At 62.3% G+C, this 20,734-nt stretch carries 20 protein-coding genes, 1 tRNA gene and 1 pseudogene; 16 read left to right on the top strand and 6 right to left on the bottom strand.

From position 1 onward, the window contains the following. Nucleotides 1-22: 22 nt before the first annotated feature. The 5 genes from ACWUKX_RS11430 to lepB all read left to right on the top strand — a co-directional run bounded on the left by ACWUKX_RS11430 (nucleotide 23) and on the right by lepB (nucleotide 4,253). The gene (locus ACWUKX_RS11430; protein ID WP_456006727.1) at nucleotides 23-907 is read left to right on the top strand and encodes a F0F1 ATP synthase subunit gamma; all 885 of its coding nucleotides are present in this window, start codon (nucleotides 23-25) and stop codon (nucleotides 905-907) included. A 73-nt stretch (nucleotides 908-980) separates the two neighbouring features. Beyond that, the gene (gene atpD / locus ACWUKX_RS11425; protein WP_287330275.1) at nucleotides 981-2,552 is read left to right on the top strand and encodes a F0F1 ATP synthase subunit beta; all 1,572 of its coding nucleotides are present in this window, start codon (nucleotides 981-983) and stop codon (nucleotides 2,550-2,552) included. After that, on the top strand, nucleotides 2,552-2,791 hold the full coding sequence (locus ACWUKX_RS11420) for a hypothetical protein (protein ID WP_456006725.1): 240 nt from the start codon (nucleotides 2,552-2,554) through the stop codon (nucleotides 2,789-2,791). The genes atpD and ACWUKX_RS11420 overlap by 1 nt, the downstream gene beginning before the upstream one ends. Beyond that, the gene (locus ACWUKX_RS11415; RefSeq protein ID WP_455840120.1) at nucleotides 2,791-3,198 is read left to right on the top strand and encodes a F0F1 ATP synthase subunit epsilon; all 408 of its coding nucleotides are present in this window, start codon (nucleotides 2,791-2,793) and stop codon (nucleotides 3,196-3,198) included. Before ACWUKX_RS11420 ends, ACWUKX_RS11415 begins: the two co-directional genes overlap by 1 nt. Nucleotides 3,199-3,290: 92 nt before the next feature. Continuing rightward, nucleotides 3,291-4,253 carry a signal peptidase I gene (gene lepB / locus ACWUKX_RS11410; protein WP_456006722.1) on the top strand — a complete coding sequence of 321 codons (963 nt, stop codon included), beginning with the start codon at nucleotides 3,291-3,293 and terminating at the stop codon, nucleotides 4,251-4,253. Between the two features lie 51 nt (nucleotides 4,254-4,304). On the opposite strand, the gene ACWUKX_RS11405 is transcribed toward lepB, so the two are convergent. Further along, nucleotides 4,305-5,789, bottom strand: a complete 1,485-nt coding sequence (locus ACWUKX_RS11405) for a mannitol dehydrogenase family protein (RefSeq protein ID WP_456006720.1) — start codon at nucleotides 5,787-5,789, stop codon at nucleotides 4,305-4,307. 176 nt (nucleotides 5,790-5,965) lie between these two features. Here ACWUKX_RS11405 and uxaC point away from each other — a divergent pair, with 176 nt between their 5' ends. The 9 genes from uxaC (at nucleotide 5,966) to recQ (ending at nucleotide 15,356) form a co-directional block, all read left to right on the top strand. After that, complete coding sequence (gene uxaC / locus ACWUKX_RS11400) at nucleotides 5,966-7,375, top strand: glucuronate isomerase (RefSeq protein ID WP_456006718.1); 1,410 nt, start codon at nucleotides 5,966-5,968, stop codon at nucleotides 7,373-7,375. 36 nt (nucleotides 7,376-7,411) lie between these two features. Next, nucleotides 7,412-8,389, top strand: a complete 978-nt coding sequence (locus ACWUKX_RS11395; protein ID WP_456006716.1) for a TRAP transporter substrate-binding protein — start codon at nucleotides 7,412-7,414, stop codon at nucleotides 8,387-8,389. A gap of 76 nt (nucleotides 8,390-8,465) precedes the next feature. Continuing rightward, nucleotides 8,466-9,020 carry a TRAP transporter small permease gene (locus ACWUKX_RS11390; protein ID WP_456006780.1) on the top strand — a complete coding sequence of 185 codons (555 nt, stop codon included), beginning with the start codon at nucleotides 8,466-8,468 and terminating at the stop codon, nucleotides 9,018-9,020. 4 nt (nucleotides 9,021-9,024) lie between these two features. Next, nucleotides 9,025-10,305: a TRAP transporter large permease gene (locus ACWUKX_RS11385; RefSeq protein WP_456006714.1), complete on the top strand. Its 1,281-nt coding sequence runs from the start codon at nucleotides 9,025-9,027 to the stop codon at nucleotides 10,303-10,305. A 9-nt stretch (nucleotides 10,306-10,314) separates the two neighbouring features. Continuing rightward, entirely contained in the window at nucleotides 10,315-11,091 is a 777-nt protein-coding gene (locus ACWUKX_RS11380; RefSeq protein ID WP_455840124.1) for a FadR/GntR family transcriptional regulator, read from the top strand. A 27-nt stretch (nucleotides 11,092-11,118) separates the two neighbouring features. Continuing rightward, on the top strand, nucleotides 11,119-11,976 hold the full coding sequence (kduI, locus tag ACWUKX_RS11375) for a 5-dehydro-4-deoxy-D-glucuronate isomerase (RefSeq protein ID WP_456006712.1): 858 nt from the start codon (nucleotides 11,119-11,121) through the stop codon (nucleotides 11,974-11,976). After that, nucleotides 11,973-12,740, top strand: coding sequence for a 2-dehydro-3-deoxy-D-gluconate 5-dehydrogenase KduD (kduD, locus tag ACWUKX_RS11370; RefSeq protein WP_456006710.1), 768 nt, complete (start codon nucleotides 11,973-11,975; stop codon nucleotides 12,738-12,740). The genes kduI and kduD overlap by 4 nt, the downstream gene beginning before the upstream one ends. A 19-nt stretch (nucleotides 12,741-12,759) precedes the next feature. Continuing rightward, nucleotides 12,760-13,098 carry a cupin domain-containing protein gene (locus ACWUKX_RS11365; protein WP_456006707.1) on the top strand — a complete coding sequence of 113 codons (339 nt, stop codon included), beginning with the start codon at nucleotides 12,760-12,762 and terminating at the stop codon, nucleotides 13,096-13,098. Nucleotides 13,099-13,517: 419 nt separating this feature from the next. Beyond that, the gene (gene recQ / locus ACWUKX_RS11360; RefSeq protein WP_456006705.1) at nucleotides 13,518-15,356 is read left to right on the top strand and encodes a DNA helicase RecQ; all 1,839 of its coding nucleotides are present in this window, start codon (nucleotides 13,518-13,520) and stop codon (nucleotides 15,354-15,356) included. A 59-nt stretch (nucleotides 15,357-15,415) separates the two neighbouring features. On the opposite strand, the gene ACWUKX_RS11355 is transcribed toward recQ, so the two are convergent. Continuing rightward, nucleotides 15,416-15,739 carry a hypothetical protein gene (locus ACWUKX_RS11355; protein ID WP_029349021.1) on the bottom strand — a complete coding sequence of 108 codons (324 nt, stop codon included), beginning with the start codon at nucleotides 15,737-15,739 and terminating at the stop codon, nucleotides 15,416-15,418. A 105-nt stretch (nucleotides 15,740-15,844) separates the two neighbouring features. Next, nucleotides 15,845-16,768 carry an alpha/beta fold hydrolase gene (locus tag ACWUKX_RS11350; protein WP_456006702.1) on the bottom strand — a complete coding sequence of 308 codons (924 nt, stop codon included), beginning with the start codon at nucleotides 16,766-16,768 and terminating at the stop codon, nucleotides 15,845-15,847. Between the two features lie 179 nt (nucleotides 16,769-16,947). Here ACWUKX_RS11350 and ACWUKX_RS11345 point away from each other — a divergent pair, with 179 nt between their 5' ends. Continuing rightward, a complete protein-coding gene (locus tag ACWUKX_RS11345) occupies nucleotides 16,948-17,922 on the top strand; it encodes a Tim44 domain-containing protein (protein ID WP_456006778.1) in 975 nt (324 codons plus the stop codon). Between the two features lie 24 nt (nucleotides 17,923-17,946). Here ACWUKX_RS11345 and ACWUKX_RS11340 read toward each other — a convergent pair. Both ACWUKX_RS11340 and ACWUKX_RS11335 read right to left on the bottom strand, forming a co-directional pair. Continuing rightward, nucleotides 17,947-18,467: pseudogene (locus ACWUKX_RS11340) on the bottom strand (class I SAM-dependent methyltransferase); the annotation flags it as partial. A gap of 308 nt (nucleotides 18,468-18,775) precedes the next feature. Continuing rightward, nucleotides 18,776-19,006, bottom strand: a complete 231-nt coding sequence (locus ACWUKX_RS11335) for a hypothetical protein (protein WP_456006700.1) — start codon at nucleotides 19,004-19,006, stop codon at nucleotides 18,776-18,778. Nucleotides 19,007-19,420: 414 nt separating this feature from the next. Here ACWUKX_RS11335 and ACWUKX_RS11330 point away from each other — a divergent pair. Beyond that, nucleotides 19,421-19,497: transfer RNA gene (locus ACWUKX_RS11330), tRNA-Arg, on the top strand. Nucleotides 19,498-19,897: 400 nt separating this feature from the next. Here the strand turns inward: ACWUKX_RS11330 and ACWUKX_RS11325 are convergent. Next, a complete protein-coding gene (locus ACWUKX_RS11325; RefSeq protein ID WP_456006698.1) occupies nucleotides 19,898-20,674 on the bottom strand; it encodes an alpha/beta fold hydrolase in 777 nt (258 codons plus the stop codon). Between the last annotated feature and the right edge of the window lie 60 nt (nucleotides 20,675-20,734).

The raw sequence follows: 20,734 nt of genomic DNA, 5'->3' as shown, positions 1-20,734 counted from the left end.
CGGACGGGATCAGGTTTGAAGCATGCCTTCACTAAAAGACCTTCGTAACCGTATCGCCTCGGTCAAGGCGACGCAGAAGATCACCAAGGCGATGCAGATGGTCGCCGCGGCGAAGCTGCGTCGCGCGCAGGAAGCGGCGGAAGCGGCGCGCCCCTATTCGGAGCGCATGGGCGCTGTGCTGGCCAACATCACCCAGGCGATCGGCGGCGGTGGCGAGGCCCCGGCGCTGATGGCCGGCACCGGCAAGGACGACGTGCATCTGCTCGTCGTCTGCACCGCTGAGCGTGGTCTGTGCGGCGGCTTCAATTCGCAGATCGCACGCCTTGCCCGCGACCACATCCGCAAGCTTCTGGCCGACGGCAAGCAGGTCAAGATCATCTGCGTCGGCAAGAAGGGGTTCGACATCCTGCGCCGCGACTACGCGGCGCTGATCCTCGAGCGCGTCGACCTGCGCGAAGTGAAGACGCTCGGCTTCATCAACGCCGATGCCATTGCCAAAAAAGTCATCCAGCTCTTCAACGAGGGCGGCTTCGACATCTGCACGCTGTTCTATTCTCAGTTCAAGTCGGTTATCAGCCAGGTCCCAACGACGCAGCAGATCATTCCGGCAGGCGTGGCTTCCGCCTCCGCCGAGGTGGCCGGTGGCGGCAATGCCGTCTATGAATACGAGCCGGAGCCGGGCGAAATCCTCTCCGACCTCATTCCGCGCAACATTTCCGTACAGGTCTTCCGTGCGCTGCTCGAAAACGCGGCCGGCGAGATGGGCGCCAAGATGAGCGCCATGGACAATGCGACGCGCAACGCCGGCGACATGATCAACAAATTGTCGATCACCTACAACCGCCAGCGGCAGGCGCAGATCACCAAGGAATTGATCGAAATCATTTCGGGCGCCGAGGCGCTCTAGGCGCGCTCCGATGAAGGTCAGCGACCTTCAGGCGGATTGCGTGAGAAACAAAGAGACGAAAAGGGTAAAGACGATGGCGAAAGCAGCGACCCCCCAGAAGGCTGCCGCGACGGCGGCAGCACCGGCAAAGGCTCCGGCAGCGGCAGCGAAGGCCGCTCCGGCCAAGAAAGCGGCCGCGCCCGCCAAGGCTGCCGCGGCGAAGGCGCCGACCGTTGCCATCAACAAGACTGGCTTGGCCGGCAAGGTTCGCCAGGTCATCGGTGCCGTTGTCGACGTGCAGTTCGGCGAACATCTGCCGGCGATCCTGAACGCGCTGGAAACGTCCAATGTCGGCAATCGCCTCGTGCTCGAGGTGGCCCAGCATCTCGGCGAAAACACCGTGCGCTGCATCGCCATGGACTCGACCGAAGGTCTGGTTCGCGGCCAGGACGTCTATGACACCGGCGCACCGATCACCGTGCCGGTCGGCCCCGGCATGCTCGGCCGCATCATCAACGTCATCGGCGAGCCGGTCGACGAGGCAGGCCCGGTCGACGGCATCGAGATGCGCTCCATCCACCAGCCGGCTCCGACCTATGTCGAGCAGTCGACGGAAGCGCAGATTCTGGTCACCGGCATCAAGGTTCTCGATCTGCTTGCGCCCTATGCCCGCGGCGGCAAGATCGGCCTGTTCGGCGGCGCCGGCGTCGGCAAGACGGTGCTGATCCAGGAACTGATCAACAACGTCGCCAAGGCGCATGGCGGTTTCTCGGTGTTCGCCGGCGTCGGCGAGCGCACCCGCGAGGGCAACGACCTCTATCATGAGTTCATCGAGTCCGGCGTCAACAAGAAGGGCGGGGGCGAAGGGTCCAAGGCGGCGCTCGTCTACGGCCAGATGAACGAGCCGCCGGGTGCGCGCGCCCGCGTCGGCCTGACCGGCCTGACGGTTGCCGAATATTTCCGCGACCAGGGCCAGGACGTGCTGTTCTTCGTCGACAACATCTTCCGCTTCACGCAGGCTGGCTCCGAAGTGTCGGCGCTGCTCGGCCGTATTCCTTCGGCCGTGGGCTACCAGCCGACGCTGGCCACCGACATGGGTGCGCTGCAGGAGCGCATCACGACGACGACCAAGGGCTCGATCACCTCGGTGCAGGCGATCTACGTGCCGGCCGACGATCTGACCGACCCCGCGCCGGCGACTTCGTTCGCCCACCTGGACGCGACGACCGTGCTCAACCGCGCGATTTCGGAAAAGGGCATCTATCCGGCCGTCGATCCGCTCGATTCGACCTCGCGCATGCTCGACCCGATGGTCGTCGGCGAAGAGCACTACCAGGTCGCGCGCCAGGTGCAGTCGATCCTGCAGCGCTACAAGTCGCTGCAGGACATCATCGCCATCCTGGGCATGGACGAGCTGTCCGAAGAGGACAAGCAGACGGTGGCCCGCGCCCGCAAGATCGAGCGCTTCCTGTCGCAGCCCTTCTTCGTCGCCGAAGTGTTCACCGGCGCGCCGGGCAAGCTGGTCGATCTCGCCGACACCATCAAGGGCTTCAAGGGCCTCTGCAATGGCGACTATGATCACCTGCCGGAAGCCGCCTTCTACATGGTCGGCGGCATCGAGGAAGCGGTCGAGAAGGCACAGCGCCTGGCGGCCGAAGCGGCTTAATGGTCGAAGATGTAGATCCGGACTTCTGCTGTCACACGCTGAGAGAAGTGACAGCAGATATTCCGGAGCCCGCGTCGCCGTCAATATACCTTACCGAAAACGGGGTATTGATGATGGTCGTGGGAATTATTGAGGCAGAAAACGGTCTGGCGTACATGGACCAAGCGATGGCGTACTGTCCATTCTGCGGCACCCACATTCAGGACGTGGAAGCCTTAGCCAAAGAGAAGATTCAATAATGGCCGACAGCTTTCAATTCGAACTGGTCTCGCCGGAGCGCCTGCTGGTTTCCGAGCAGGTCGAGTCCGTCGTCATTCCGGGCGCCGAAGGCGAAATGACCGTCATGGCGCATCACGCGCCGGTCATGACCACGATCAAGCCGGGCGTCGTCACGGTGAAGACCGCGGCAGGCAAGGAAGAACGCTACGTCGTGTTCGGCGGCTTTGCCGACATCGTTCCGGCCGGCTGCACGCTGCTCGCCGAATCGGCGGTAGCCGTCGGCGACATCGATCGCGCCGACTTGACCCGCCGTATCCAGGAAGCCAGGGAAGACGTCGCCGACGCCAAGGACGACCAGACGCGCAGCAAGGCCGAGCAGTTTCTTAGCCAGCTCACCACACTCGAAGGCGCCATCCTGCCGGCTTGAAGAAAATCAGTCAGACAATTGCAAAGCGAGGCTTGCCTCGCTTTTTTATTTGATGGACAGTCCTGGCTTGTCTGCCTTGGGGGCGGTAGCCGGTGACTGAAGACACAAGGTCGAGATCCAGATGGTCGGCGGCCCTGGTGTCGGCCTTTGGCGGCCCGTTCGGCGGATTTCTTTGGATCGGAAGCGGCAAGCTGGCGGTCATAAGTCTGGTCGCGATCAGTGCCGCAAGCATCGCCCTTTGCTACATCGGGTTCCCGGTTTTGCCGGGCATCGATCTTTCCGGATTGGCCAATCTTTCAAGTATCGGCATAGCGATATTTTCGGTGGTGCTCGTTGTTCCCTTTGCGCATCGATTCAAGCCGGACAAGTGGTACGCGCATGGACTTTCGGTTCTGGTGCTGGCCTTTCTGGCCTCGTCTCTGGCTGCGTTTGCGATCCGGTCGTTCCTGTTTCAGCCATTCTCAATACCGGCCAGCAGCATGGTGCCAACGCTTGAGGTCGGCGACTATCTGTTCGCGTCCAAATTTGCTTACGGCTACAGCCGCCACAGCGTCCCCTTTGGCTTGCTGCCGATCGAAGGGCGGACGATCGACACGGCGCCGGCGCTAGGCGACATCGCAGTCTTCAGGCGGCCGTCTGATCCCAGTACCGACTACATCAAGCGCATTGTCGGCCTTCCTGGCGACAAGATCCAGATGATTGACGGCGTCCTTCACATCAACGACCATGCGGTGAAGCTTGAAGAGACCGGTTCTTACTCCTCCGATGAAATCCGGTCGGCCAAAGTGCAGCGCGAAACATTGCAGAACGGCGTCTCCTACTCGGTCCTCGACGTGATCGACGGATCGACGGGCGACAACACCCAGCCTGTTGTCGTTCCGGCCGGCCGCTACTTCATGCTTGGCGACAATCGCGACAGTTCCGCCGATAGCCGTTTTGATATGGGCACTATTCCGTATGAGAATTTGGTCGGCAAGGGCGTTCGCCTGTTTTGGAACTCCAGAGGTGTCGACTACTCGTCACGGCACACCTTGGACGGTCTGACAGGCAAATAGCTTCAAGTCGTCGCCGCCTCCACCACACGCACGGCGGCGCGCGGCTCTGCCTCATGTTTTCGCACCCTGTATGCCCAGCGCTGTGAAAGCGGCAGCCACGCCGCCCTGGCGCAAGCGTTCGAGATGGGCGGCCGCGAGGTCGATCAGCGTCAGGCGCTCAGCACCGCCCTTGGCGAAGCCGGCCAGGTCGAACACCGCCGCCACCGTTTCGCTCGCCGACAGATGCCGAGTGTCGAGTGCAGCCAGGGCCAAGTCGAGCGGGTCGGTGAAATGGCTTTCCGGCAAGCCTTCGCCGCGCGCCTCGCAAGCAGCGATCCAGGCGGCTACCACCAGCATCAGATGCGCGGGCGGCGCACCGGCACTCATCCGCTCCATTGCCGCGGCAACGATGCGCTGCGGCAGTTTCTGGCTGCCGTCATTGGCGATCTGCGCCGTCCGATGGGCGAGCGCGGTGTTCGAATAGCGCTTGGCAAGCTGGGCCGTGTAGTCGGCCGTGTCGAGCCCGGCGTCTTTCGGTAGCGTTGTGATGGCTTCGGCCCACAATCCGTCGACGAATTGCCGGATCGCCGGATCGGCGAAGGCGCGGTCGACCGTCTCGTAGCCGCTGAGCAGGCCGAGATAGGCGATGGCCGAATGCGAGCCGTTGAGCAGGCGCAACTTCATGTCCTCGAACGGCCCGACATCACCGACCATGGTGACGCCGAACCTTTCCCAGTCCGGCCTGCCCGCCGGGAAATCGTCTTCGACCACCCATTGGCAGAACGGCTCGGTCATCACAGGCCAGGCGTCCTCGATGCCGAGCTGGCCTGATATCCGTGCCCGGTCGGCATCGGTGGTCGCCGGCACGATGCGATCCACCATGCTCGACGGAAACGCCACCTCGTCGGCGATATGGCGGGCGAGATCGGTGCCTCGCAAAGCGGCGAATTCGACCAGCAGCCGGTGCAGCGTGGCGCCATTGGCCGGGAGATTATCGCAGCACAGCACGGTGAATGGCTGGATACCGGCGGCGCGGCGGCGCGCAAGCGATTCGACGAGAAAACCATGCGCCGTTCGCGGCGTGCGCGGGTTGGCCAGATCGTGGACAATGTCGGGATGGGCTGTGTCCAGTCCGCCACCCGCCGCCCTGAGATAGGCCTTTTCGGTGATCGTCAGCGTGACGATGGAGGTGCGCGGGTCAGTCAGCGCGACCAGCACCGCACCCGGACTTTCCGGGGCCACCAGCATCGACACGATCGAGCCTACGACGCGCAGGCTTTCGCTGTCGCTGCTCCTGACCGCCAGCGTGTAGAGCCCGTCCTGCGGCGCCAGCGCGTCGCGTGTGTCGGTGCTGCGCAGCGAGACGCCGACAATGCCCCAATCCATCTCTCCCGCCGCCAGGCAATCGTCGACATAGGCTGCCTGATGGGCGCGATGGAATGCGCCGACGCCGAGATGGACGATGCCGGGTAGGATATGGTTGCGGTCGTATTCTGGGACCGCGACCGAGGCCGGCAATGCCTGCCGCGCAGTGTTGGAAAGGCGTCTGTCTGTCATCGTGCGATGGGTCTGATCGAGCTGGTGCCGGGGTTGGTCGGCATGCGGCGTAACATCCGTTTCTTTCCCGCACAATGGGCTGACGTTGCGTAAAAGTCATCATACAACAATCTATTTTTTGTATGTTGACATAATTTCTTTCCGATCCTACCGATGGCTGGGTTGGGAGGAACGACGTGGCCGCATTGACCGATCCGGATTTGCTATTTCCCTCGGAGGCGCGTCCGCGTTCGGTTGCCCGCGAGCTTTATGCCGGGGTGAAGGACCTGCCGATCGTCAGCCCGCATGGTCACACCGATCCGCGCTGGTATGCGCTCAACGCGGCGTTTCCCGATCCGGCGCAATTGTTGATCGTGCCGGACCATTATATCTTCCGCATGCTGTTCAGCCAGGGCGTCCGGCTCGATGACCTTGGTGTTCCGACGCTCGACGGCTCACCGGTGGAGACCGACGGCAGGACGATCTGGCGGCGCTTCGCCGAGCACTATTATCTGTTCCGCGGCACGCCGACGCGCCTGTGGTTCGACCATGTACTTGCCCATCTGTTCGGCATTGAAGAGCCGCTGAACGCGGCGACGGCCGACCGCCACTACGATATAATTGCGACGCTGCTGCAGTGGGAGAATTTTCGCCCGCGAGCACTGTTCGAGCGCTTCAACATCGAGGTCATCGCGACGACCGAAGGCGCGCTCGACGATCTCAGATGGCACCAGATGATCCGCGACAGCGGCTGGGAGGGCCGCGTCGTCACCGCCTACCGGCCGGATGCAGTCGTCGATCCCGACTTCGAAGGCTTTTCGGCCAATCTCGATCGGCTCGGCGACATCACCGGCTGCGACACCGGCACCTGGGCCGGCTATCTCGATGCGCATCGCCAGAGAAGGGCCTTCTTCAAAAGTTTTGGCGCGACCGCGTCGGATCACGGCCATCCGACAGCGGAGACCGCCAATCTGTCGGATGCCGCCGCACAGGAGCTGTTCAACCGCATCCGCCGGGGCTCGGACCACGAGCGCGAGCGAAAGCTGTTTCGTGCCCAGATGCTGACCGAAATGGCCAAGATGAGCCGCGACGATGGGTTGGTCCTGCAGATCCATCCCGGCTCCTGGCGCAATCATTCGCCTGCCGTCTTCCAGAGGTTCGGCAGGGACAAGGGGTTCGATATCCCGATCCGAACCGACTATGTGACGGCGCTGAGGCCGCTGCTCGACTGCGTCGGGCTGGAGCGCGACCTCACCATTATCCTCTTCACGCTCGACGAGACCAGCTATGCGCGCGAACTGGCGCCGCTCGCCGGCGTCTACCCGGCGCTGAAGCTCGGGCCGGCCTGGTGGTTCCACGACAGCCCTGAGGGCATGCGCCGGTTTCGCGAGATGACCACCGAGACGGCCGGCTTCTACAACACCGTCGGCTTCAACGACGACACCCGCGCCTTTCCATCCATCCCGGCTCGCCACGAGGTGGCGCGTCGGGTCGATTGCGCCTTTCTTGCGCGTCTCGTCGCCGAGCATCGGCTCCGGGAAGACGAGGCGCACGAGCTGGCGCAGGAACTTGCCTATACGCTCGCAAAAAAGGCGTACCGGCTCTAACGGCGCTTGCCGCCATCGTTCAACGGGAGGAAACCAATGCTGCATTTTTCTAGACTGGCGGGAGCTACGCTACTGGCCGCCGCACTGATGGCCGGAACGGCAAGCGCCCAGACGGTTCTGCGCTCGTCCGACACGCACCCGGACGGCTATCCGACGGTCGAGGCGGTCAAATATTTTGGCGAGCTTGTCAAAGAGCGCACGGCCGGCCGCTATTCGGTCGATGTCTATCATTCCGCGCAGCTCGGCGAGGAAAAGGACACGATCGAGCAGGTGCGCTCCGGCGTGATCGACCTCAACCGCGTCTCGATGGCGCCGTTCAACGGACTCATCCCGGAAACCACCGTGCCCTCGCTGCCCTACATCTTCCGCTCGGAAGACCATATGCACAAGGTCATGGACGGGCCGGTCGGCGACCAGATTGCGGCGGCGTTCGAACAAGTCGGGCTGGTGCTGCTCGCTTTTTATGACGGCGGCGCGCGCTCCTTCTACAATTCGAAGAAGCCGATCAACACTGTAGCCGATCTGGCCGGCATGAAGTTCCGCGTCATCCAGTCCGACATCTTCGTCGACATGGTGGCTGCACTCGGCGCCAACGCGACGCCGATGCCGTACGGCGAAGTGTATTCGGCGATCGAGACCGGGGTCATCGACGGCGCGGAGAACAATTTTCCGAGCTACGACACCGCCAAGCATGCGGAAGTCGCCAAGTTCTATTCGCTCGACGAGCACACGATGGTGCCGGAAGCCTTCGTCATGGCGAAGTCGAGCTGGGACAAGCTGACGCCGGAAGACCAGGCGATCTTCAAGGCGGCCGCCAGGGAAAGCGTCGCCAAGCAGCGTGAGCTGTGGGCCGCCAAGGTCAAGGAATCGCGTGCCAAGGTCGAGGCGGCCGGTTCGCAGATCACGACACCGGACAAGCAGCCCTTCATCGACGCGATGGGTCCGGTCTACGAAAAGCACGTCAAGGACGACAAGCTGAAGTCGATGGTCGAGGCCATCAAGGCCGTGCAGTGATCAAGCGGCGGCGCGGGCATTCCGCGCCGCCATCCTCTTGCGGAGAGAACCGGTGACCTCCAGCTCAGAACAGAGACTGCTCCTGCCCGGCATCGCGCGGGTGATCTCGCGTGTCAGCACGGCGGCGCTGTGGATTGCCGGCGTCGGGCTGGTGCTGATGACCGCCTTCGTCGCCTGGCAGGTGTTCGGCCGCTATGTTCTGAACCGGTCGCCGAGCTGGACCGAGCAGGGCTCGGTGATGCTGATGAGCTGGTTCATTTTCCTCGGCGCTGCCGTCGGGGTGCGCGAGAACTATCACCTCGGTTTCGACGTCCTGCTCTACGTGCTGCCGAAAGGCGGCAAGCGTTGGCTGAGGATGATCTCGGACCTCGTCGCGCTCGCCTTCGGCATCGGCATGATCTGGTATGGCAGCCAGCTGGTCGCATTGACCTGGGGCGCCACCTTGCCGTCGCTCGGCATATCAGGGGGCTGGGACTACGTCCCGCTTGTCGCGGGAGGCGCGCTCATCGTGCTCTTCACGCTGGAGCGTATCGTGCTTCGCCTCTCCGGTGCACCGATCGACGATGCACTCGATGAACTGCCGCCTGCGGAAGTCGCAGCCGAACTCGACACAGCGAACGTGAAGGTCTGACGCCATGGAACTCTGGATCCTTTTCGGCGTCTTCACCATACTGATGCTTATCGGCACGCCGATCGCTTTCTGCCTCGGCGTCGCAAGCTTTGCCACCGTCCTCTACATGGGCCTGCCGCCGCTCATCGTGTTCCAGCGCCTGAATTCCGGCATGAGCGTCTTTTCGCTGCTGGCCATTCCGTTTTTCATCTATGCCGGCGACTTGATGGTGCGCGGCGGAATTGCCAGCAAGATCGTTGCTTTCGCCGGCTCGCTCGTCGGGCATTTGCGCGGCGGCCTCGGGCAGGTCAACATCGCGACCGCCACACTGTTCGGCGGCATTTCGGGCTCCGCGGTGGCGGAGGCAGCGGCTGTAGGCGGCTTGATGATCCCGCAGATGAAGGCGCGTGGATATGGCGCGGATTACGCGGTCAACGTCACCTCGATGGCGGCACTGATCGCGCTGCTCCTGCCGCCGTCGCACAACATGATCATCTACTCGATCTCGGCAGGCGGAAAGATTTCGATCGCCGACCTGTTCACGGCCGGCGTCGTCCCGGGGCTGCTGTTGGCCCTGGCACTGATGATCACCGCCTATTTCGTGGCGCGCTCCCGCGGCTATCCGACCGAGCCGTTTCCAGGCTTCACCGCCGTCGCGCATCTCTTGGCTGTCGCGGTACCCGGCCTGCTGCTGATCGCGATCATCTTCGGCGGCGTACGATCGGGCGTTTTCACGGCCACCGAGAGTTCCTGCATCGCCGTCATCTATGCGTTGCTCGTTACTGTCTTCGTGTACCGGCAGATGACCTGGGAAGGGTTCGTTCATGCCACCCATGGTGCGGTGCGCACCACGGCCATGGTGCTGCTCATCATCGGCATGGCGGCGGCGTTCTCGTGGCTAATGGCTTTCCTGAAAGTGCCGGCAGCGCTGATAGCCTCGATGAACGCGATCTCGGAGGATCCGCTGGTCGTACTTCTCCTGCTCAACCTCTTGATGCTGTTCCTAGGCACGTTCATGGACATGGGGCCGACTATCATCATCTGCACGCCGATTTTCCTGCCCGTGGCGCAGGCCTACGGCGTCGATCCGGTGCATTTCGGCGTCATCATGATCCTCAACTTCGGCATCGGGCTGAACACGCCGCCGGTGGGCGCGGTGCAGTTCGTGGCGTGCGCAGTGGGCAAGATATCCGTCTGGGAAGCGATGCGCTCGATCTGGCCATTCTATGGCGCAGGCCTCGTGGTGCTGGGGCTCGTCACTTACATTCCGGCCATCTCGCTATGGCTGCCGAGCGTCTTCAAATAGGGGTTGGCAATGGCATCGGATACGGCGATCAGCCTGAAGGTCGAACGCAAGCCCAAGCTGTCGGAGACCGTGGTCGCGTCGATCCGCAAGCAGTTGCAGGCGGGCGAGATCCAGCCGGGCCAAAAGCTGCCGACCGAGGGCCAGCTGACCGAAACTTTCGGGGTCAGCCGCACCGTCATCCGCGAAGCGCTGGCCAAGCTTGCCGCCGACGGTCTGGTCGAGCCGCGGCAAGGCGCCGGGGTCTTCGTCACCGAGCATATCTCGACGATGTTCGGCACGCTGGCCGCGGATATGGGCAGCAAGGATTCGATCGCGCTCAACGTGCTCGAGGTGCGCCTGGCGATCGAGATCGAATCCGCCGGGCTCGCCGCTATCCGTCGCAATGCCGCGCAGGAAGCGGCGATCCAGGAGGCGTTCTTCGAGTTCGAGCGGCTGCTCTTGAACAGCGAGCCGACGGGCCCAGCCGACCTTGCCTTCCACCGCGCGATCGCCAGCGCCACCAACAACCCGTTCTATGTCGAGATGCTCGATGTGCTCGGACGGCGCGCCATTCCTTGCGACGTGACGTCACCGTGGTCTACCGAGCTCGCCCAATCCGACCTCTACCAGCGTGGGCTGCAAGGCGAGCATCTGGTGATCCTGAACGCCATTATATCAGGCGATGCCGAGGCCGCGCGCGAGGCCATGCGCGCGCATCTCACCGCGAGCCAGCAGCGCTATCGTGAGCGCTTGCACGCGCGTCAGAGTTTTTATGCCGAGTCTGTCAAGGCCGCGGCAACCGAATGACCAATGAGGCAGCCCAATGGGACAGCAATGAATCACACTGACAATCACACTGACTTCACCTCGCGCTTCGCCATCGACCCTGTTACTGCCGCGGCGATGGGGACGGACGAGCTCCGTCATAATTTCCTGATCGAAGGCCTGTTCCAGCCAGGCCGCATCGGCCTGACCTACACTCATTACGACCGCATGATCGTCGGCGGCGCCATGCCCGCGGGCACCCCGCTGCCGCTGGAAGCGATCAAGCCGACCGGGACAAAGAATTTTCTCGATCGCCGCGAACTGATCGCCGTCAACATCGGCGGCGCCGGCATCGTGAAAGCTGGCGGCCGATCCTACGAGCTGCAGCCGCGCGACATGCTTTATCTCGGCATGGGCGCCAACGAGGTGTCGTTCGCCTCAGTCAACCCAGCCGAGCCGGCTAAATTCTATCTGCTCAGCGCGCCGGCGCATCAGAGCCATCCCAGCCAGCTGATCCGCATCGGCGATGCCAAGCGGCTCGATCTCGGCAGCCAGGCCACCTGCAACGAGCGCTCGATCTTCCAGTTCATCCATGCCGAAGGCGTCAAAACCTGCCAACTCGTCGTCGGCATGACCCAGCTTGCGTCAGGCTCGGTCTGGAACACCATGCCGTGCCATGTGCATGACCGGCGCATGGAGGCCTACTTATATTTCGACCTGCCGGAAGCAGCGCGCGTGTTCCATTTCATGGGCGAGCCGGATGAGACACGCCATCTCGTCATGCGCAATGAAGAAGCGGTGCTGTCGCCGGGTTGGTCGATCCATTCGGGCGCCGGCACCTCCAACTACGCCTTCATCTGGGCGATGGCTGGCGACAATGTCGACTATACCGACGTTGATCCGATAGCGATGGAAGAGCTGCGGTGAGCGACCTCTCCGCATTCAGCCTGGCCGGCAAGCGCATCCTCGTCACCGGCGCCAACACCGGCATAGGCCAGGGTATCGCCCTGTCGATCGCGCGTGCCGGTGGTGCGGTGGTCGGCGTCGGCCGTTCGGCGATGGACGAGACGGCGGAAAAGGTCGCTGCGGCGGGCGGACGCTTCGAGGCGGTGCGCTGCGATCTTGCCGACCATGCCGCTGCCCAGGCGATGCTCGATCGCATCTGGGACGAAACCGGACCGCTCGACGGACTGGTCAACAATGCCGGCATCATCCGGCGCGCCGACGCCGTCGATCTGACGCAGGCCGATTGGGACGACGTCATGGACGTCAATCTGAAGACAGTCTTTTTTCTCAGCCAGAGCTTCGCCACGCGCGTGCTTGCCGATCCGGAACGTCGCGGCAAGATCGTCAACATCGCGTCGGTGCTGAGCTTCCAGGGCGGCATCCGCGTCGCCTCCTATACGGCGTCGAAGCATGGCGTGCTCGGCATCACCCGGTTGCTCGCCTGCGAATGGGCGTCGAAAGGCATCAACGTCAACAGCATTGCGCCCGGCTACATCGAAACCAACAATACCGAGGCGCTGCGTGCCGATCCAGACCGCAGCGCCGCCATTCTGGCGCGCATTCCAGCCGGGCGTTGGGGCGGGCCGGAAGATATCGGCGACGCGGCCGTCTTCCTGCTGGCGCCGGCGTCAAACTACATGCATGGCGCAGTGGTGCCGGTGGACGGCGGCTGGTTGGCGCGATGAGGCCAGATGAGGATGGGCGATGACTGGAACCAAGATATTTTCGCACGCCGACGAGGGCGCATGGACGCCGACCCCGGATGGCAATCGCAGGCGCGTGCTGCTGCACACGGACGAGTTGATGATGGTCGAGTTCGGTTTCGACAAGGGCGGTGTCGGTGCGTTGCATTCGCACCCGCATGTCCAGGCGAGCTACGTCGCCGAAGGCCGCTTCGAGGTTACCATCGACGGCAGAACCGAGGTCTTGGAAGCTGGAAGCAGCTTCATTGTCCCTTCCAATCTGGTCCATGGCGTCAAGGCGCTCGAGGCCGGGCGCCTGGTCGACAGCTTTACGCCGCACCGCGCCGATTTCCTCGCCTGACGCTACAAGAACGAACGCAGGTCACTACGCAGCGGCAGCTATCTTCGCAAACGAAAGCCCGCGCCTCCGGAGAGACGCGGGCGTGTTGCCTGGGCGCTTGTGGCGCCGCGGTACTCAAAACATCACCGCAGAACCTGAACCTGCCGAATTATGATGAAGATAGGATTAACCCGGCCAGAGCCGACGCGATATTCACAGGCAAAGCGAATAGGGCTGGAATCATGATCCCATATCCGCCAATGAAGGAGATATTCTTTCAGACGGCGCCGACGGAGACGGGACTTGAGGGGTGATCGAGCATTCGAATCTGCGGTCAAGGCAGGCATCTGCAGATTCGCGGGGGAGCTGTGGCAGGTCACATCGCAAGTGGCCGTTCCCACGCTACTTTTTCAGGCGGCGCCGATCGTAGAAATTCCCTGATGCAGGTATCGGCGGCGAGCGTCCGGGCGGAGGATCCCAAGCGGCGTGTCCTGAAGGATGTGTTCGGCTTCGATAATTTTCGCCCCGGCCAGGATGCTGTGACGGAGGCACTGCTGGCCGGGCGTCATGTGCTGGCTGTGATGCCGACCGGCGCTGGCAAATCGCTCTGCTACCAGGTCCCGGCGCTGGTCCTTGGCGGGCTCACCATTGTCATTTCGCCGCTGGTGGCGCTGATGCAGGACCAGGTCGCCGCATTGCTCCTTGCCGGCGTGGCGGCCGATACGATCAATTCCTCGCTCGACCGCGATGCCAATATCGCCACATGGCGCCGTGTCGCGGCTGGCCAAACGCGCCTGCTCTATCTTGCGCCGGAGCGGCTCATGACCACACGGATGCTTGAGGCGCTGGCCAGGCTCGACATCCGGCTGATCGCTGTCGACGAGGCGCATTGCATCTCCCAATGGGGTCCGGCGTTCCGGCGCGAATATGAAGAGTTGTCGCGGCTGCGCGGCATCTTTCCTGATGTGCCGATCATTGCGCTGACGGCGACAGCGGACGAGACGACGCGCACCGACATCGCCGCACAGCTGTTCGCTGGCTGCGTCGAAACCCTGGTGCTGGGCTTCGACCGGCCGAACATCAAGCTTGGCATCGAGGCCAAGCAGGACGGCAAGCGTCAATTGCTAAGCTTCGTAGAGCGTCATGCCGGCCGCAGCGGAATCGTCTATTGCCTGTCGCGCAAGAAGACGGAAGAGATGGCGGCGTTCCTCGACCGCAACGGCGTGCGCGCGCTCGCCTATCATGCCGGCATGAGCAAAGAGGCGCGCGAGGCCAACCAGAACAGCTTCATGACCTTGTCCGGCGTCGTGATGGTGGCGACCATCGCCTTCGGCATGGGGATCGACAAGCCTGACGTCGCCTATGTCTTCCATACCGACCTGCCGGGCAGCCTCGAAGCCTATTATCAGGAAATCGGCCGTGCTGGCCGCGACGGGCGGGCTGCCGAGGCACATATGCTCTTCGGTCTCGGCGATATCCGCATGCGGCGGCTTTTCATCGACGACGAGGACGCACCGGCGGAGCATAAAAGACGCGCGCATGGCCGGCTCGACACGCTGATCGGTTATTGCGAAACGGCCCAGTGCCGTCGCCAGATCCTGCTTGGCTACTTCGGCGAAACAGCAATGCCTTGCGGCAATTGCGACAACTGCCTTGACCAGACGCCGCAAGCGGATGGCGAGGCGGAGGCGCGGATCGTCTTCGCGGCCATCGCGCAGACCGGCGAGCGCTTTGGCGCTGCCCATATCGTCGACGTTCTGCTCGGCCATGAAACCGAGAAGGTCCTGGCCAGGAACCACCACAGGCTTGCCAGCTTCGGGACCGGTGTGGCGCACAAGAAGGATGTCTGGCTGTCCTTGGTCCGCCAACTCGTCGCGGGAGGATTTCTGACACTGGACTCAGGCGGCCATGGCGGCCTCGCCATCGCCGAAAAAGGTCGTGAGCTGGCCCGTGGCGACGTCTCGTTCCGCTATCGCGTCGAGGTGCGGAGCCGCGCGTCGCGTGGTAAGACGCGTCCCGCTGCTGCTGCGGGTACGGAAGACCTGGATACCGCCCTCTTGGCCACGCTCAAGGCGGTACGGCTGCGTCTTGCCCGGGAGCGCCAGGTGCCGGCGTTCGTGATCTTCTCCGATCGTACACTGATCGATATGGCCGAACGCTGCCCGCGCGACCTCGACGCCTTTGCCGCAGTCAATGGCGTCGGCGCCGCGAAGCTCAGGGAATTCGGCCAGATATTCCTTGGCGCAATCGCCGCGCACCGGTCCGGGGTGTCGTTCTGAAGATTGCATCAAGGCGATCGCGCCGACGGGTAGCCACTTAGACCACTGCGGCGGCGCAATCAGCACTTGCTTCGTCTCACCGCCGCGATCGCAGCCTCCTGCTGCCGCAGCTGCTCGATTTTTGCGCTCTGGCGGGCAGTGACGGCAGAGGCGACACGCCGGGCGCCCCATAGCCAGTCCGGAATATTGCTTTTCGCGACTTTGCCCCGAGTGATCGCTGTCGCCGACATCTCCTTGGCGACTTCGCCCATGGCCACGTTGAGTTCGACGCAGCTCATCTTGTCGTATTTCGCGGCATCAAAGGATGCGTGGAAGGGCGATGCGCAACCTCCGATAAATACGAAGCTGCAAATCAGGGGCGTGGCTGCAGTGATCGCCTTCATTTTTTTATCAAGCAGGTTTGACGCCGACCGGGCGAATATCAGACGGTTCTCGATCTCGGGCCGCGGAGCGTTCCCGAGGTTTTGCGTAACGGAAGCATGTGACCTCTACAATACTCTGTTCGACGCGTCATTCCCCCTATTATCCCCGAAGAACTTCGAGAGAGCCGCTCCGGTCTGGTGAGGGTGCTCTTCGGGAAAGAAGTGCCCGCCCGGAACAGGGCTTCCTTCAACCCTGTCGGCCCATTTTCTCCAAATAGCCAGCGGTCCGCCTTCCCTTGTATACCAGGTCTCAAGGCCGCCTTCGCTACTCCACAGTGCCAGTAGCGGGCACTCAATGCGACGACCATTTGCCTGGTCCGCCGCGTCATGCTCACGATCGATCGTGGCAGCGGCCCGATACTCTTCGCAAATCGCATGAATATGAACGGGATCGCGAAGCGCCTCGACATAGGCGTCCCTGACCTTCGCAGAGAACATTTCTGCCGGGGACCCCCACTGCACAATCGCATTGTCGACGATGGCATCCGGCGCGGCGCCTATCAGTCGCTCCGGCAGAGGCTCCGGTTGCGCAAGAAGGCTCCAGGGCCAGAAGCCGAGAGCCAGTCTGGCGTCCGCCCTATCCCACGCGGCGGCGGTGGGGATGACGTCGAGGACCGCGATCTTGGAGATTTCATCGGGGTGATCGAGCGCCAGGCGATAGGCGACCCGCCCGCCACGATCATGTCCAGCAACCATGAACTGCTTAAATCCCAGCTGTTTCATGACTTGAACCATGTCGCCGGCCATGGCGCGCTTGGCGTATGGGCTATGATCGGCAGAGGAGACCGGGCACCCGCTTTGCCCATAGCCTCGAAGATCGGCGGCGATCACCGTAAAGTCGGGCGCCAAGGCCACGGCAATATCCCTCCACATCAGATGCGTTTCGGGAAAACCATGAAGCAGCAGCAGCGGCGGACCGGTTCCGCCGACCCTTGCGAAAATGGTCGTGTCGTCCAGTTGCAAGCTGGTGGCTCTGAAACCTGCAAACACCGTTCGTCTCCTCGGTGTGCCTCAGGCGACAACGCACAAGGTGGCAGAAGGATCACGGTCGGCTGCCGTGTCTGGAGTCAAGGCGGCCCCGAATTCTGAATATGGAAGGTGGGCCCACTGATATTTCGGTCGGCGCACCCCATATGAGCGCGAAGAGTATCGCCTAGGGATTTGCCATGATGATTTCGCGTTCGAGCCGGTTTGCAGTTTTGTTTGCAGGACTGTTCCTGGCATTGTCCATGGTCACGGCCGATTACGCCGAGGCGCGGCGTGGCGGCAGCTTCGGCAGCCGCGGCACGCGCACGTTCGAGTCGGTCCCGCCGACCAGGACGGCGCCACAGCCGGCCGCGCCGGTGGAGCGCTCGATGACGCCCGCAACGAACAATGCGGCCCGCCAGACGCAGACATCCCAACGACCGGGGATCTTCAGCGGCCTCGGCGGTTCGATGATGCGTGGCCTGCTGCTCGGCGGTCTGATCGGACTTCTTTTGGGCCAAGGGTTCGGCGGCTTGGCCGGCATGTTGGGCCTGCTGCTTCAAGGACTGCTGATCGGCGGCGCGATCATGCTGATCATCCGCTTTTTCCGGTCGCAATCGGCACGCAACCAAGCGCCCGCCATGGCCGGTGTTCCGCGGAGCATGGGGAACTTTGGGCGAAACGCGGCAGCCCAGCCCGAGGCGGATAACGTCTCATCTTTCCCCATTCCAGGCATCGGGTCAGGATTTGGCCGGACGGCTCAAGCCTCCGATGAAATTACAATGACGCAGGCCGACCTCGACATATTCCAGCAGCGGTTGACGGAGGTTCAGGAAGCATTCGGGCGCGAAGATCATGCTGGTTTGCGCCGGCTGGCGACCCCCGAGATGGTGTCGTACCTGTCCGAAGAACTTGCCGACAACGCAAAAAAGGGCATCAGGAATGATGTCTCGAATGTCAGCCTGTTGGAGGCCGATATTGCGGAGAGCTGGCGGGAAGATGATCGCGACTACGCGACGGCTGCGTTGCGCTACGAGTCTCACGACGTGATGCGCGATCGCGCCAGCGGCAAGATCGTCGCGGGCGAAGCCGATCGACCGACGGAAACAACCGAACTGTGGACCTTCACGCGCCAGAACGGTGGCGACTGGAAGCTCGCAGCAATACAGCAACCCTGACTGATCCACTGCAGCCGCGGCCGTTCAGGTCCTCTTGCGAGCCACGACGTAAGGACGGCTGTCGTTGTCCTTCGTTGCGTGGCTTTCGGTGGCAAGAACGCCGAAGCCCGCGGCAGATATATGCTGGCTCAGGTCTGCCGTCCGGAAGACGCCTGCATGAGGTGCTTTGCCGATCGCGCGCATCGCGGGCAATAAGGCAAGCCGGATGAGTGGGTTCATATCCCCGACGCAGGGTGTCTTGGAGATGAACAGGCCCTCCGCTGCAAGTAAGGTGTGGATGCGGCGCAGCGTGCCAGGCAGATCGCGGACCAGATGGAGATAGTTGAATCCCAGAACCGCGTTAAACTGCGCCGCGTCAGGCATAAGCTCTTCTACGGTCGCGATGCGGAAGACAAGCCCGGGATGGGGTCAGCGGCATGTATCTCATTGGCAATCGCGATTATTCCAGCGGAAATATCCGTCGCAAGATAGTTTTGAACATCGCTCGCCAGCCGGAGCGCCGTTGTTCCTGTTCCGCAGCCCAGTTCCAACACCCTGCCACTCGGCGACTTACGGCGGCAAGCCCTGGCGCTACGCACTCATCCAGCATGATGCGATCGCCGAAAACATGACCGTTGCCGGTCTTGCCGGGGAGTTCGCTACACGTCCCACGTAGTCTTTAAGCTTGGGGTAGAACGCTTCCGCGCGAACGTACTTCCCTTTCGGCCCGTCAGCTGGTCTGTGACTTATCATTTGGTCAGTCGGGGAGCTCGACCCTACCGCCTTTTTTGCGATTTCGAGCATGGATCTTTCTACGCGCCAATGCTTACCGCGCGATAATGCTCTGTGTCTGGGGCACGTGCAGCAGTCTTCATTATGCCGAGGTAAAGTCGGCCTGATCCGGTATCGCAAAAGCGCGCTGTTCAGCACGGTCGAGAGCGCTGCTCTGCACGAATTGCGACAGGGGCGGATCGAAGCGAAGGAAGCTGAACAGCCGACAGTGCCCGGCCCACTGCTTCGGGTCGCCCCCCTCGACCGCGAGGCGAGTATAATCGATGCGTTGGTGCCAGGCTTCTGAATTGATAATCACGACGATGGTAGTCATTCTCGACGATAAGAGTTGCTGCCATTTATTCGGACAGGAGCTTCCGGTTCGATTGAACCGGTAGCGGTGAACGGAAAGGGCACAAACACCCTTCGGCCGCGATTTCGCCAATAGAAATACCGCAGAAACGTGCCACTTTGGCGGAGGATCTGCGCCCTCCGAAGGCAGGGCTAAGTCAAGCCTGCTGATTGAGGGTGTTGAGAAAGTCGAGGAAAACCAAGCGATTGGTGAAACTCGGAGGAAGCAACAAAATCGGTTCTGAGGTCGCGGAAGCACGGCGGAAGCAAGCTGAAAGGAGGTTCTGGAGGACGAACGGTGACAATCGGCAGGGCTAAACCCGCCGCGCTTGTGCCGATGCGATTATCTGATTCGGGATTGACCCTGCTCGATCTCGGACACTATGTGAACATTGATGCACCCGTAGCTCAGCTGGATAGAGCGCCACCCTCCGAAGGTGGAGGCCACACGTTCGAATCGTGTCGGGTGCGCCACTTCTTCCATTCCCACCACGCCAATCGAAAATCACGTCAATCGCCGCCGGAACTATGTCCGCGCGAAGAGCAGAAAATAGTCCGGAGCCAATAAAGCTTAGCAACGGCTACGATCGGTGGCGAAAAAGTGCATCGCTTAGGGTCGTGTTTTGAGCCTAGGCAAGGCTCGCATATTCGTCGTTGGAGGACCGCTTTGCGCCCCCAATGCGGCCATTGCCACTGCGTCTGCAATTCCTGTAAGCAGACGTTGTTGATCTCCGATGCGGATGCATAACGGCAGATCATGCTGACTGGTCCGATGACGCCCCTCGCGATGTTGGGTGAGGTATCGGATACAGCCCAAACAAGGTTAGGGAAACTGGCAGACGGCCGTTGCCGCCTGCCTCGTCGTCACCGTAGTTCACTGGGCGACTTTCGTGCTCCGCGCGGCCTCGTCGATGACGGCGGCGATAACGGCCGGCTGCGTGAAGAGCAGTGCATGGCTGGCATCAACCTCGGTGACCTTGGCGCCTATGCGCTTGGCCATGTCCTGCAGCATGCGTTGGTCGAAGGCCTTGTCCTGACGAGCGATGACGGCCCAGCTGGGCTTGGTGTGCCATGCGGCATTCTCGAGCTTGACGCCGAACGACGACAGATTGATCGGCACCTGGGAGTTTTCCAGGAAGGCGGCGTCGTCATCGGTCGTATCCGCTGCAAAGCCCGCCTTGAAGGTGCCAGGCTTGAGGATGCCATAACCATCGGCCGTGGGTTCGATCACGAATTCCGGCGGCGTCGTATAGCCTTCGTACTGCTGTGCGGTCGTCTCGCCGGCGTCGGGTGACAGCGCGGAGACATAGACTAGGCCCGTCACTTTTGGGTCGATGCCCGTTTCGGTGATCATAACACCACCCCAGGAGTGGCCGACGAGAATGGTGGGGCCGTCCTGTCGTTCGATCGCTCGCTTCGTGGCCGCGACATCATCGGCGAGGGAAGTCAGCGGGTTCTGCACGATGGTGACCTTGTATCCACGCTGAGTGAGATTGTCGTAGACGCCGCGCCAGCCCGATCCGTCGGCGAACGCGCCGTGGACGAGAACGACGTTCCTGACCACCTGGTTGTGAGGGATCTTTTCGGCGGCGTTGAGAGCCGATGCGATGCCGATTGCTGCGGTGGCGGCGATAATGGTGGTGGTCTTCATTGTCTCTCTCCTTGTATAACGGCGATAACGATTATCGCGATAATTGTTGTCTACCGACCT

The organism is Mesorhizobium sp. f-mel (assembly GCF_053850215.1).
Note: the sequence above shows the minus strand (reverse complement) of the source record. Positions and strands in the feature narration are given on the sequence as shown.